General features: G+C 62.1%; 9 protein-coding genes. 6 read left to right on the forward strand and 3 right to left on the reverse strand.

Features of this window, described 5'->3' with window-relative positions; genetic code table 11:
• Positions 1-36: 36 nt before the first annotated feature.
• From ubiE to H5P28_RS07735, 3 genes are all read right to left on the reverse strand, one after another.
• Complete coding sequence (gene ubiE, locus H5P28_RS07725) at positions 37-732, reverse strand: bifunctional demethylmenaquinone methyltransferase/2-methoxy-6-polyprenyl-1,4-benzoquinol methylase UbiE (protein WP_185675132.1); 696 nt, start codon at positions 730-732, stop codon at positions 37-39.
• Between the two features lie 54 nt (positions 733-786).
• Positions 787-1,293 (reverse strand): protein kinase family protein, encoded by a 507-nt coding sequence (locus H5P28_RS07730; RefSeq protein WP_185675133.1) that lies wholly within the window; start codon positions 1,291-1,293, stop codon positions 787-789.
• A 107-nt stretch (positions 1,294-1,400) separates the two neighbouring features.
• Positions 1,401-1,772: a dUTPase gene (locus H5P28_RS07735; protein ID WP_185675134.1), complete on the reverse strand. Its 372-nt coding sequence runs from the start codon at positions 1,770-1,772 to the stop codon at positions 1,401-1,403.
• Positions 1,773-2,024: 252 nt separating this feature from the next.
• Between H5P28_RS07735 and H5P28_RS07740 the strand changes: the two genes are divergently transcribed.
• The 6 genes from H5P28_RS07740 (at position 2,025) to ileS (ending at position 12,909) form a co-directional block, all read left to right on the forward strand.
• On the forward strand, positions 2,025-3,413 hold the full coding sequence (locus H5P28_RS07740) for a hypothetical protein (RefSeq protein WP_185675135.1): 1,389 nt from the start codon (positions 2,025-2,027) through the stop codon (positions 3,411-3,413).
• Positions 3,414-3,427: 14 nt separating this feature from the next.
• The gene (gene murA, locus H5P28_RS07745; protein ID WP_185675136.1) at positions 3,428-4,729 is read left to right on the forward strand and encodes a UDP-N-acetylglucosamine 1-carboxyvinyltransferase; all 1,302 of its coding nucleotides are present in this window, start codon (positions 3,428-3,430) and stop codon (positions 4,727-4,729) included.
• A 357-nt stretch (positions 4,730-5,086) separates the two neighbouring features.
• On the forward strand, positions 5,087-5,953 hold the full coding sequence (locus H5P28_RS07750) for a transglutaminase family protein (RefSeq protein WP_185675137.1): 867 nt from the start codon (positions 5,087-5,089) through the stop codon (positions 5,951-5,953).
• Between the two features lie 349 nt (positions 5,954-6,302).
• On the forward strand, positions 6,303-7,343 hold the full coding sequence (ruvB, locus tag H5P28_RS07755; RefSeq protein ID WP_185675138.1) for a Holliday junction branch migration DNA helicase RuvB: 1,041 nt from the start codon (positions 6,303-6,305) through the stop codon (positions 7,341-7,343).
• Positions 7,344-8,057: 714 nt separating this feature from the next.
• Positions 8,058-9,539 (forward strand): B12-binding domain-containing radical SAM protein, encoded by a 1,482-nt coding sequence (locus tag H5P28_RS07760; protein ID WP_185675139.1) that lies wholly within the window; start codon positions 8,058-8,060, stop codon positions 9,537-9,539.
• Between the two features lie 571 nt (positions 9,540-10,110).
• On the forward strand, positions 10,111-12,909 hold the full coding sequence (gene ileS / locus H5P28_RS07765; protein ID WP_185675140.1) for an isoleucine--tRNA ligase: 2,799 nt from the start codon (positions 10,111-10,113) through the stop codon (positions 12,907-12,909).
• Positions 12,910-13,068: the final 159 nt, after the last annotated feature.

The raw sequence follows: 13,068 nt of genomic DNA on the forward strand, positions 1-13,068 counted from the left end.
GCCCCTCAGTGATGCGGAAGCATCACGGGTCCAGGGCTATGCCCTGGCTTGGTGGATGGCGACGATGCCGCCGGTCATGGGGACGGCCTTGACCTCGGCAAAACCGGCGTCGAGCAACTGCTGCGAGAAGACAGAGCGGGCCGGGAATTTTTCAATCGAGTCGCCCAGGTACTCGTAGGCGTCGCGATTGCCGGTGGCGACGCGGGCCATGAGCGGGAGAATGCCCTTGAGATAGGCGTAGTAAAAGGGCTTCATCCACCACGAGGGTTGAGAGAACTCCAGGATGAAAGCCGCACCGCCGGGCCGCAGGACACGGAGCATTTCGCCCATGCCGCGCGCGCGATCCTCGAAGTTGCGCAGCCCGAAGGAAATCGTCACCGCGTCCACCGAGGCGTCGCCAAGGGGAAGATTCATGCAGTCACCGAAAGCAAAGCGCAGGTTCTCCGTGCCGGGGCGCTGGGATTTTTTGGCCTCGGCCTGATCGAGCATCGGTTGGCAGAAGTCCAGCCCGGTGATGGCCGTAAACGGAGGAAGCGTCTGGCGCAGGGTAAAGGCGACATCGCCGCTGCCGGTGGCCAGATCGACCACATCGCGGGGCTCCAGAGCCTTGACCATCTGCGCAAGGCGACGCCGCCAGCGAAAGTCCTGCCCGAAGCTGAGCAGGTGGTTGGCGGTGTCATAGCGTCCGGCGATACCGGCAAACATCCGGCTGATAGCGGCTCCTTCTGGCATGTCTTTTTTAGAAAAATAATCGGTGACGCGGCAGTCCGCGAGAATGGATAAAAATCAGGCGCCCCCTTCTTCGTTTGTTTGGGCGTTCTCGGCCATCATTTTTTTCAGGCCTTCGGGCAAATTGTCCGGACGGCGGGTCAAGTACGGGAGCACCGGGACCTTATACGTATAGGCACCCTCGTAGCGAGCCTTGCCGTAGTCGATGAGGATATATAAATAAGGCAGAAACGATTCCTCGATCTCGAAGCTGGTGTAAAAAACGTCCTCCGGCCACTCCTGGCTCCACATGCGGGCGGTCAGCTCGGCATCCTCGCTGCGGGGTTTCTGAATGACGATGCGGAAGCCGTCGAAAGTCTTCTGGCGGCTCCTGACCTTCGCATCGACGCCGACGAGGTAGATTTGCTGGCCCTGTCGCTCCTTGTGTGGGTCGATCCCGAGCCGCACGCCGACCTCGACCGCCTGCTCCGGGCTGAGCGGAACGACTTCCCGCTCCGGCTCCTGGGCGTGGGTAAGGTTCACCCCGAGCAGACCGGCGAAAACGAGGGCAAGCACGCGCATCATCCCGCTAACGCTAACGCCCCGCCGCGCAAGTTCGAGACATTATTGCGCGGGAGATGGACCGCAAAAGAGTCCGTTAATCGAGCACGAGACAGGAAAGCGCCCCCGCCTCAGATATGGCGGGAGTCGTCTTCGTTCTTGGCGCTGTAGCCGCTGTCCTGGCGGTTGTGGTTGACCTTGTTTTTCTTGGCGTAGGCGTCGTACACGTCCTGCGCGCTCATGCCCAGCACCTGAGCGAGCGAGACCAGGAAGTGAAACAGGTCCACGACTTCGACACGGGCGTTCTGCTCGTCGAACTTCTGGTACTTGGCCCACCACTTCCACGGCACCGAGTCAATCAGTTCGGCGGTCTCCTGCTGGAGGGCGCGGGTGTAGTTGAGCACCCACTCGGCCTTGCCCTTCTCGTCGAGGGCGCCGGTGTCCACGCCGATGCGCTTGTTCAGTTCGTCTTGCAGGCGAAAGATTTCCTCGAGTTTGTCCATCAGCCAAGCCATAGTGGTTCGTGCCCCGGCGGCAAGCGATTTTACCGGCTTTCCCCGCCCCACTCGCCCGGCAGGCAAAAATTGGCTTGAGCTTGAGCCGGATTTTTACAGCGTCGCATTACGAGGTAACAAAGCGTCCGGCCCCGCCGACGCCCACCGCAGTGGCAAATGAACTTGCCCTCCCTCGCCGATCGACCCCGGCGCCGACCGATAATTATCCTCGCCGGGACATTCCTAGAATCCAAGCAAACAATGCCTTCATACGAAACCCCTTCGAAACGGGAAGTCCCCGGTGACGAAGCCAACTACCAGCCCGGAAGCAACGCCAAAGCAGAACTCCCCGAGGTCCCGGCTGAAGAACGCGACGAGAACGAAGACCGCAAGGCCATCACCTGGAGCGAACTGGCGGAAGAAAAAGAAAAAGGCGACGAAGTTCTCGCCTCCCTGCTGGAAACCGGCCCCCGCGCCCCCTGCCAGATTACGACCGACGGCTCTGCCCCGCAGAGCTCCGTGCGTCGCTTCACGCCCGCCACCGACGACTCCGCCAACGTAAGCCTGCGCGCCCGCGCCAAGGCCCCTTCCAATAAGGGCAAAAACGGTGCCTCCGGCCCTCAGCCCGGCGAGGTTGACCCGACCAGCGCGGTCGAGTCCCTCAGCGGACACGCCGCCAACGGCTATCCGGAGCGTCCCGAGCGCCCGCGCCGCGAGCGCAGGCCCGACAGGGACGAAACGCAGGAAAGCAGCTTTTCCGAAGACGACGAGCAGGCCGCGCCCGCCAAGGAGCGTTTTTACGCCAAGGACGAAGAGAACGAGGACGACGATGTCCCGATGGAATTCTCCCGCCAGCGGGACGACTCCGACAACGCGAACGACAATAACGACGACGAGGATAACGACTCCGACGGCGAAGCCCGCGCACAATCGGCCTCTGACGAGGATTCCTCCGACGAAGCCGCCCCGCGCAAGCGCCGCCGTCGTCGCCGCTCAGGCCGCCGTTCCGAGGGCGAAAGCTCCGGCGATGACGAAGCTTCCGGCAACCGCGAACGCGGCCCCCGCCGCGAGCGTGGCGAACGTCCGGAACGCGAAGGACGCGAACGTGGCGAAGGACGCGAACGTGGCGAAGGCCGTGAGCGCGGTGAACGCCGCTCCCGTGGAGGACGCGGTGAGCGCAGTCCGCGTTCCGAAGATGGCCAGCGCTCCGAAGGCGGTTCGCGCCGTCGCGGAGAAGGCCGCGACCGCTCCGGTAACGACCGTCCCGCCCGCGCGGAAAAGCCCGCCGCACGAGAACTTCCCGCCAGCAAGCCGACCGGCCTGTTCGGGCGCGTCAAGTCCGTGCTCGGTTCCATTTTCGGTGGCTCCACCGAGCCCACCCCGGCCAAGGCCGAAAAGGAAACATCTTCTGACGACAGCGATTCCCGCCGCCGCGGCCCCCGTCAGGGGGGTAACCGCCAAGGTGGCAACCGCCGCCGCCAGGGTGGCAGCGGGAATGGTGGCCGTTCGCGTGACGGTGGTAACCGCCAGCCGCGCTCCGAAGGGGGCAGCGGCGAAGGCAGTGACCAGCCGCGCCGTCGCCGTCGTCGTCGCTCTTCCGGGGGCGGACGCCGCCGCGAAGGCAGTGGCGAAAACCGCTCCAACGATTAATCGGAAGTGCCCGCATGGACGTCGTCCGCATCAGGGGTGGCCGGCGACTGGCCGGTACGGTTGAAATCGGCGGGGCGAAAAACGCCTGCCTGCCGATATTTTCCGCCTGCCTGCTTACCGCCGAGCCCGTCACCATCCGCAACGTCCCCGACCTGAGCGACGTCCGCTTCATGGCGGACATCCTCGAACGGCTCGGGGCCACCGTTGAGCGGCTCGATCCGCACACCTGGCGCATCACCGCCGCACAGGTGGCCACCCGCGCCCCCTACGACCTGGTCCGCAAGATGCGGGCTTCGGTCTGCCTGATGGGGCCGATGGTCGCCCGCATGAAGCGCGCGGAGGTCTCTCTCCCGGGCGGTTGCGTGATCGGCCCGCGCCCCATCGACCTGCACCTCAAGGGGCTGTCCAAGCTCAACTGTGGGGTCGAAATCGAGGCCGGGTACGTCAAGCTCGATGGCTCGCGCATGCGCGGGGGGGAAGTCTTTCTCGGTGGCCGCCACGGCAGCACCGTCACCGGCACGGCCAACATCCTGATGGCCGCCGTGCTCACCCCCGGTCGCACGCGCATCGACAGCGCCGCCTGCGAGCCGGAAGTCGTTGACCTTTGCCGCCTACTCATTTCTATGGGCGCGAAAATCGAGGGTGTCGGCAGCCACGCCATCCACATCGAAGGCGTCGAGGCCCTGCACGGGGCGGACTACAGCGTCCTGCACGACCGGATCGAGGCGGGCACCTACCTGCTGGCCGGGGCCATCACCCACAGCGACATCACGGTAAAAGGTGCCCAGGCCGAACACATGGCGGCATTTCTGGACAAGCTTTCCGAGGCCGGACTGGTCTTTGAGATCGTGGACGCAGCCACCATCCGCGTCCGGGGCGACCAGTCGGACCTGCGGCCGGTGGACGTCATCACCCTGCCCCACCCCGGCTTTCCGACCGACCTGCAAGCCCAGACCTGCGCCCTGCTGGCGCTCATCCCGGGCCTGAGCATCGTCACCGAGCGCGTCTATCCGAACCGCTTCATGCACGTCCCCGAGCTGGGCCGCATGGGCGCGGATATTTCCATCGAAGGCCCCAGCGCGGTCATCAAGGGAGGGCGTCCGCTCTCCGGCGCGCCCGTCATGGCCAGCGACCTGCGCGCCAGCGCGGCGCTGATCCTGGCCGGTCTCGCCGCCAGCGGCGAAACCTGGGTCCAGCGCATTTACCACCTCGACCGCGGTTACGAGAAGTTCGACGAAAAGCTCGCTTCCCTCGGCGCGGACGTGGCCCGGCTCAGCGACACCGAGATGCCCAAGGATCTCTCCGTCGAGGCCTGAGCACGTATGCCCCCATCTCCTTCCCGCCTGTTATTTCTTCAACAAACCCGTCAGGTTAGATAGGCCCCGTCTCAAGATTGAATACCATTTCTCCCCCGTTTGATTCTCAAAAAAAGATTTAACAGGAAGGCCGGAAAGTAAGGAAAGAAACGCCTTCGATCTTCCTTTTCGTTCTTTCCGCCCTTGCTCTTAAATCCCTTGATTGTGTCAGGCGGTTAGAAGACAGGTCTCATTTCAGTTTAGAAACGACATAAGTGGACAATCCCGCGTCACGCTCTGGACGCAGGGGCGAAAACGGCCTAGGTTCATGGGCGTTGATATAATTTCCTCAACATCGGCATCTGTCGTCCCTCTCTCATGAAACGTCTTTCCCTGCACCACACCACGCGGTACGAGTTCCAGCAGCCGGTCCGTCTCGGCCCGCATACGCTCCTGATCCGGCCCCGCGTCGGCCACGATGTCCGCATTGAGAGCAGCACCCTCGACATTTCGCCGCAGCCCGCGCACATCCGCTGGCAACGCGACCTGTACGGAAATTCCCTCGCGCGGGTGGCATTCGCCGACGCGGACACTACCAGCCTGCAAATCACCAGCGAAGTCACGCTCCAACAGTTCGACATCGAGGAGCCCGGCCTCGAAATCAGCGACAACGCCCAGTGGTGGCCTTTCCAGTACGATTCCGGGGAGCGGCTGGACCTGGTGTCTTTTATGACGCCCTCATTTTTCCGGGACCAGGCCTCGGTGCGGCAGTGGGTGGACGGCATCATGACCGAGCAGACCGACTGGCACACCGCAGACCTGCTGGCCCGGCTCGCCGCCGAGACCGCCAACACCTTCACCTACGCCATGCGCGAGGAGGAAGGCGTGCAAACCCCGTCGCAAACCCTCCAGCGCCGGGGTGGTTCCTGCCGCGACTTTGCCACGCTTTTCATCGAGTCGTGCCGGTATCTCGGGCTGGCCGCCCGCTTCGTCAGCGGCTACCTGCACGCGCCCGAACTGGCCTTTGCCGCCGGTTCCACCCATGCCTGGTCCGAGGTCTATCTCCCCGGCCAGGGATGGCGCGGGTTCGACAACACCAGCGGACGCCTGTGCGGCCCCGACCACATTGCCACCGCCATCGCTCGCCACCCGGAGATGATTCCGCCGGTTTCGGGTAGTTTTTCCGGCCCGGCCGGCACGAGCAGCACGTTGTCTGTCATGGTCAATGTCAGCGAGCTGCCCTGAGCCCGGCAGTACGCAAGCGCGTTTTTTTTCGCGCCAAGCCGATTCAGGGATTGCCCGCGAAGGCACGCGAAGAGGCGCGAAGGTTTTTTTTAAGGGAGGCTGAAGTCGCTAAGGAACGAATAGGGCTCAGTATGCCTCTGATTTATATACAATCTATGGGTTAAAAACACAGGCGCACAGGATCGCTCACCCTTGATTTTCCGCTCCCTTCTTTTTACCTTCGCGCCTCTTCGCGTACCTTCGCGGGCAAAAAAGACGGCTGGCCACACACTCCTGACGGTGAAATGCGACCCGTTTTTTCCCGTGGAATAGACTTGGCGGGGGAAGCCGGATGGGTGAAACTTTGAGCATGTCCGACTCGAATAAAGGCACCGACTATCTTCAGCACGTGCTTGAGGCTCCCGAAACGGCGCAGGAAAAAGCCCTGCGGCCGCTCTCGTTCGCCGATTTCAACGGGCAGGGCAAAACCATCGAGCGGCTGGAGGTGATGGTCGGCGCGGCCCGCAGCCGGGGCGAGGCGCTCAACCACATCCTCCTGCACGGCCCCCCCGGGCTAGGAAAGACAACCCTCGCGCTCATTCTGGGCAGCGAGATGGGCGCGCAGGTCCGGCAGACTTCCGGCCCCGTGGTCGAGAAACCTGGCGACCTGGCCGGGCTCCTCACCGGCATGGACGAGGGAGACATCCTTTTTATCGACGAGATCCACCGCATCCCCAAGACGGTTGAGGAGTACCTGTACTCAGCGATGGAGGACTTTCGGATCGACATCATGATCGACCAGGGGCCGAACGCCCGCAGTGTCCGCCTGAACATCCCGCGCTTCACCCTGGTTGGCGCAACCACCCGCACCGGCTTGCTGACCGCGCCCCTGCGCAGCCGCTTCACGCTCCAAACCCGGCTTTCCTATTATCCGATTGCGACGATGGAGAAAATCGTCCGCCGCACCTGCAAGCTGCTCGGCGTCGAGGCGGACGCGGACGGCATCGCCGAAGTGGCCCGCCGTGCGCGCGGCACGCCCCGCATCGCCAACAACCTGGTCAACTTCGTCCGCGACTACGCCCAGCAACGCTCGGACGGCAAGATCACCCGCCCCGTGGCCGAGGCCGCGCTGGAACTGCTTGAGATCGACACCCACGGCCTCGACGAGATGGACAAGCGCATTCTGCGCCTGATGGCCGAGAACTACAAGGGCGGCCCCGTCGGGCTGGGTACCATCGCCGTCGCCGTCGGTGAGGAGGAGCACACACTGGAGGAAGTCCACGAGCCCTACCTGATTCAGGAAGGCTACCTCGCCCGGACCCCGCAAGGCCGCGTGCTCACCCCCAAAGCCTGGCAGATCATCGGACTCGACCACCTGCGCGATAAAAGCTCTCAGCAATCGCTGCTGTAGGCCGTGTTTGCGACAGGATGATTGCGGGCTTGCGCAGCCCGCACCCGCGGTGCGTGGCCGCACTGGACAATGAAGGAAGTCCGGCTGGACCAGTAATCGCCTCTTCGCCGCCAGACAAGCGCCCCCCCCGGCTTCTCGCCCAACCGGGCGATTTCCCGCAACACGCGGCTTGCGGATAATCCTCTGTGACAAATGTGTCACGAAACACCGTTCCGGACAGCGTGACTAATTTTCGCGTGCAGGAGAGATTATCCGCCTAATGGCACGAAAGCTGCAATCTTCCCGCCTTAGCATCTAATGACAAAGGAGATGCGTCATTTTTATGATTTCACCGAAAATAAAGAAAACGTCACTTCCGGGTTGAAGTTTGTAAAAATTTCCGTAACATAAACGTAACAATCATTGAATTAACCTTCTAAAATACCACTGCCGATGAAAAAGCGTACACGACTCCAATTCCTCTGGTTCCGGACCGCGTCCTTTTGCGTCATGCTGGGCGTCTTCGGCTGGCACCTGCTGGTACATTGATTTTTTTTCAGGGCGGCTCCGAGGGGTCGCCCTTTTGCATTCCGGGGGCGGGTATTTGCGTAAACAAGTCGCGTGCTCTGCAGCTTGCGACACGCCCTAATGGAGCGCATTACGGCTCGTGTTAACCGATGCTAAAGCTCCATCAGCTCTTTTAATGGCATCGCGCATGGGCCATGTTAGGGTTGAATGAATGTACTTTTGGTTTACCCGGAATTTCCGGCCACTTTCTGGAGCTTCAAGCACGCGCTGAAGTTCGTCGGTAAAAAATCCTCCTTCCCTCCCCTCGGCCTGCTGACAGTAGCGGCGATGTTGCCCGCCGACTGGCAGCTCAAGCTGGTTGACCTGAACGTGCGTCGCCTGCGACGTCAGGACGTGGAGGCCGCCGATGCCGTCATGATCAGCGCCATGACGGTGCAGCAGGATTCGACCGAGCAAGTGATCAAGCTCGCCAAAAGCCTCGGCAAAACCGTCATCGCGGGCGGTCCCTTGTTTACCTGCGAGCCGGAGAAATACCCCGAGGTGGACCATCTCATCCTGAACGAAGCCGAGCTGACTCTGCCGCCGTTTCTGGCCGACTTCGCCGCCGGACGGGCCCGGCGCATTTACAGCGACACGAGCCGTTTCCCGGAAATGGAAAAAACGCCCGTCCCCCGCTGGGATCTTGTGCGGGTCAAGGACTATGCCTCGCTCAGCATCCAGTTCTCGCGCGGATGCCCGTTCAACTGCGACTTCTGCAACGTGACCGCCCTGCTCGGCCACCGGCCCCGGCTCAAGCCCGTCCCCCAGATCATTGAGGAGCTGGACGCGATTTACGCCTCCGGCTGGCGCGGTTCGGTCTTTTTCGTGGACGACAACTTCATCGGCAACAAGCGCGTGCTCAAGCGCGAGCTCTTGCCCGCCCTGATCGACTGGCAGCGCGACAAGACCGGCATTCCCTTTTACACCGAGGCTTCGATCAACCTCTCCGACGACGAAGACCTCATGAACATGATGGCTCAGTCCGGGTTCGACACGGTTTTCATCGGCCTGGAGACGCCATCCGAGCAAGGCCTGGCCGACTGCAACAAAAAACAGAATGTCGGGCGCGATCTCGTGGCCTGCGTGCACAAAATTCAGCGTCACGGGCTTCAGGTCCAAGGCGGGTTCATCGTGGGCTTCGACTCGGACAACGAGAGCATCTTCCAGCGCCAGATCGACTTCATCCAGAACAGCGGCATCGTCATGGCCATGGTCGGCATCCTCCAGGCCCCCGTCGGCACCGCCCTCTACGAGCGCATGAAGGAAGAAGGCCGCCTGCTGGGCAACTCCCTCGGCAACAACACGAAGGCCGTGAGCAACTTTGTCACGCGCATGAACCCGGAAAAGCTCCGCGAGGGCTACCGCAACCTTTTCAAGGGACTCTACCTGCCCAAGCCGTACTATAAACGGGTCAAAACCCTCCTGCGCAACTACAAGGCTCCCGTCATCACCGAGCCGCTCAACTACATAAAAGTCCGGGCCTTCCTGCGCTCGTGCGTGCGGCTAGGCGTGCTGGGCCGGGAGCGCTACCACTACTGGAAGCTGCTGGTCTGGGTCATGCTGCGTCGCCGTGCCCTCCTGCCCCTGGCGGTCAACCTCGCCATCACCGGCCACCACTTCCGCAAGGTGTACGAGCAGGATGCCATGTAGAGCGTTTCAAAAAATACTGTAGCCACAATCGTTAAATAGCTAAATGGCCAATTGTTAATTGTTGGATGCGGAACGGGGAAAGCAACAATTAGCCATTTTAACCATTTAGCCATTCGGCCTTTTTGTGGCGGCTACGACTTTATTTATACCGCTCTAGTGTCGTGTTAGCTAAGTTCTTAACAAATGTTAATGGCCACAAAAAGGCACAAGAAGCACAGAAAACTTCGTGGATACAGAGTTCGCTCTGCGTCTTTGCGCCTCTGCGGTGAAAATATTTTTATCAGGAACTAAGCTAACGGGACACTAGAGCTGGCGTACAGGTCGCCATTTGTGCTCATTCGGGGCCAGCCTGCCCGATATTTCACCTCCAGCCCCGCCGGTGCAGGTTTGTGCCTTACCCGATAAAGGCCGATAAACGACAGGGACGCATTCGCCGCCCGCGCAAGGCGGCAAGCCCGGTTTTTCCTTACCCGACAGATCGGTGTTTACGCCTTGACTCTGTTGGGGTTTCAGGCAGACTTCCCGGCTTTTTATCGGGCCTCCCGAGCGGCCAACAGCCGTCACACGCGCCATGAATTTGAAGGATACGCTCAATCTCCCCCGGACCCAATTTCCCATGAGGGGCAACCTCGTGAAACGGGAGCCGGAACGCCTCGCACACTGGGAAAATCTGGACCTTTACAAGAAGATCCAGGACAAGAACGCCGACGGCCCCCTCTTCGTCCTGCACGATGGTCCTCCCTTCACCAACGGCGATGTCCACATCGGCACCGCGCTGAACAAGATCCTGAAGGACTTCATCCTGCGCTACAAGTCGATGCGCGGCTACCGCACCCCCTACCTGCCCGGTTGGGACTGCCACGGCCTGCCGATCGAGCACAAGGTCAGCCGCGAGTTGCGCGCCGCCAAAAAAGACCTCTCCGCCGCTGAACTGCGCGAAGAGTGCGCCGCCTTTTCCGAAAAATACATCGGCATCCAGCGCGGGCAGTTCAAGCGCCTCGGCGTCCTCGCCGACTGGGAACGCGAGTACAAGACCAAGAACCCCGCCTACGAGGCCGAAATCCTGAAAGCTTTTGCCAGTTTCATCGAGCAGGGGCTGGTTTACCGCAGCAAGAAACCTGTTTACTGGTCCATCCCCTGCGAAACCGCTTTGGCCGAAGCCGAAATCGAGTATCAGGACCACGTCAGCCCGTCCATCTGGGTAAAATTCCGCGTCAGCGAACCGGAAAAGCACGGCCTGCCCGAAAACAGCTTCTTCGTCATCTGGACGACCACTCCGTGGACCCTCCCGGCCAACCTTGCCGTCGCCGTCCACCCGGACCTCCAGTACACCCAGATCGCCTACCAGGGCGAAACCTATGTGGTCGCCCTGCCCCTGGCTGAGCAGTTCATCGCCGACTGCGCACTTGAAGGCGCTGCCGCCGGGGCTCTCCACACAGGCAAGGACTTTGACGGTGCCGAAACGCGTCACCCCTTCATCGACCGCGCCTCCCCCGTCGTGCTGGCCGACTACGTCACCACCGATGCCGGCACGGGCTGCGTTCACACTGCTCCCGGTCACGGGCTGGAGGACTATATCACGGGCCTCAAGTACGGCCTGGAAATTTACTGCCCGCTGGACGACAAGGGCTGTTACGTCGATGACGGGCAAGTGCCCGCCGACCTTGTTGGCGTCAGCGTGCTGGAGCAGAACGGCAAGTGCCCGGCCAACGACGCCGTGCTGGGCATCATCGGCGACAACGGCTCGCTCCTCCAGTGCAAGCGCTACGAGCACCAGTACCCGCACTGCTGGCGCTCGAAGACCCCGGTCGTCTTCCGCGCGATGGACCAGTGGTTCGTCAGCCTCGACCACAACGGCCTGCGCCAAAAGGTGCTCGACGGCCTCGACGGGGTGCAGTTCATCCCCGAGCGCGGCGAGAACCGCATCCGCAGCGCGGTCGAGACGCGCCCGGACTGGTGCATCAGCCGCCAGCGCTCCTGGGGCGTGCCCATCCCCGCCTTTTACACCGAGGATGGCGACGCCCTCCTCGACGCTTCCGTGGTCCGCGCCCTGGCCGAGAAAGTCGCCCACCACGGGACCAACATCTGGTTTGAGCAGGAGCCCGAGCAGTTGCTCGAAGGCATCGAACTGCCCGCCGCCTTTGCCGGAAAGAAGCTGAAAAAAGGCACCGACACCCTCGACGTGTGGATCGACTCCGGCTGCTCGCACCTGGCCGTGCTCAAGGGCAAGCCGGACCTCAAGTGGCCCGCCGACCTCTACCTCGAAGGCTCCGACCAGCACCGCGGCTGGTTCCAGTCCTCGCTGTGGACCGGCATGATCGCCGAGGGCCGCCCGCCCTACGAGAAGATCATCACCCACGGCTTCATCGTGGACGGCAAGGGCGAAAAGATTTCCAAGTCCAAGGGGGCAATGAGCTCCGACGGCTGGGTGGAGAAATACGGCGCGGACATCATGCGCCTGTGGGTCTGTTCGCAAGACTACCGGGGAGACATCCGGCTCTCCGACGGGCACTTCAAGCTCGTCACCAACACCTACCGCTCGATCCGCAATACGCTATACTTCCAGCTCGGTAACCTGCACGATTTCGACCCGGCCAACGACTCCGTCCCCGACGGCGAACTTGACCCGCTCGATCAGTGGGCGCTCAAGCAGACCGCTGACCTCATCGCCGCCTGCACCGAAGCCTTTGAGCTGGCCGAGTTTCACCGCGTCTATCAGCTCGTGGACCGCTTCTGCGGGGTGACGCTCTCGCGCATCTACCACGACATCCTCAAGGACCGTCTCTACACCTACGGCACCGACTGGAAAGAGCGCCGTTCCTCCCAGACCGCGATCCACCTGATTTTCCGCGCCCTCACCCGCCTGCTCGGACCGATCCTGACCTTCACCTGTGACGAGGCCCTCTGCTACGCCGCTACCGACGGTGATTTCGCCCCGGACAGCATCCACCTGCAGGACTGGCCCGTGATCGACTCCGGCCTCTACTCCGAGGCCGTGGCCGCCGACCTCGACGCGCTGCTGGAGTTCCGCAACCGCGTCAACGAGACCCTCGAAGGCCTGCGCGAGCAAAAAACCATCGGCAAGTCCCTCGATGCCCGCGTCACCATCCGTGGCACGGCTTCGGACGCGACATTTGCGCTGCTTCAACGTTACGAGGCGCATTTGCCGGAACTTTTCATCGTCTCGCAGGTCAGCCTGGAAGCCGCCGATGACGGCGAGCTGTCCCTGCAGGCCGATCGTGCCCAGGGCGTCCGCTGCCCCCGCAGCTGGCGCTGGGTGCCCGAACTAGTCTCCGCGGGCGAGTATGGCGAAGTTTCGCCACGCGACCGCGACGCTCTTCTCTCACGAACACATCCTCCAACCCTCTGAACGGACATGCCTGCCAAAAAAAATCCCCAGAAAAAGACGGTAAAGAAATCCGCGTCCTCAAAGCCCGCGGGTAAGGCTGCCGCCAAGACCAAGTCCTCCCCCACTTCCTCACAAAAAACTTCTGCCAGTAAAAAAGCGGCTACGAACGCAACTGGCACA

It is taken from the genome of Ruficoccus amylovorans, from assembly GCF_014230085.1.
GTDB classification, from domain to species: Bacteria; Verrucomicrobiota; Verrucomicrobiia; order Opitutales; family Cerasicoccaceae; genus Ruficoccus; species Ruficoccus amylovorans.

Bases quoted from the DNA above. Each gene is read 5' to 3' on its own strand.
- H5P28_RS07735 (WP_185675134.1), bottom strand. From the start codon at position 1,772: ATGGACAAACTCGAGGAAATCTTTCGCCTGCAAGACGAACTGAACAAG.
- H5P28_RS07750 (WP_185675137.1), top strand. From the start codon at position 5,087: ATGAAACGTCTTTCCCTGCACCACACCACGCGGTACGAGTTCCAGCAG.
- murA (WP_185675136.1), top strand. From the start codon at position 3,428: ATGGACGTCGTCCGCATCAGGGGTGGCCGGCGACTGGCCGGTACGGTT.
- H5P28_RS07730 (WP_185675133.1), bottom strand. From the start codon at position 1,293: ATGATGCGCGTGCTTGCCCTCGTTTTCGCCGGTCTGCTCGGGGTGAAC.
- H5P28_RS07760 (WP_185675139.1), top strand. From the start codon at position 8,058: ATGAATGTACTTTTGGTTTACCCGGAATTTCCGGCCACTTTCTGGAGC.
- H5P28_RS07740 (WP_185675135.1), top strand. From the start codon at position 2,025: ATGCCTTCATACGAAACCCCTTCGAAACGGGAAGTCCCCGGTGACGAA.
- ileS (WP_185675140.1), top strand. From the start codon at position 10,111: ATGAATTTGAAGGATACGCTCAATCTCCCCCGGACCCAATTTCCCATG.
- ruvB (WP_185675138.1), top strand. From the start codon at position 6,303: ATGTCCGACTCGAATAAAGGCACCGACTATCTTCAGCACGTGCTTGAG.
- ubiE (WP_185675132.1), bottom strand. From the start codon at position 732: ATGCCAGAAGGAGCCGCTATCAGCCGGATGTTTGCCGGTATCGCCGGA.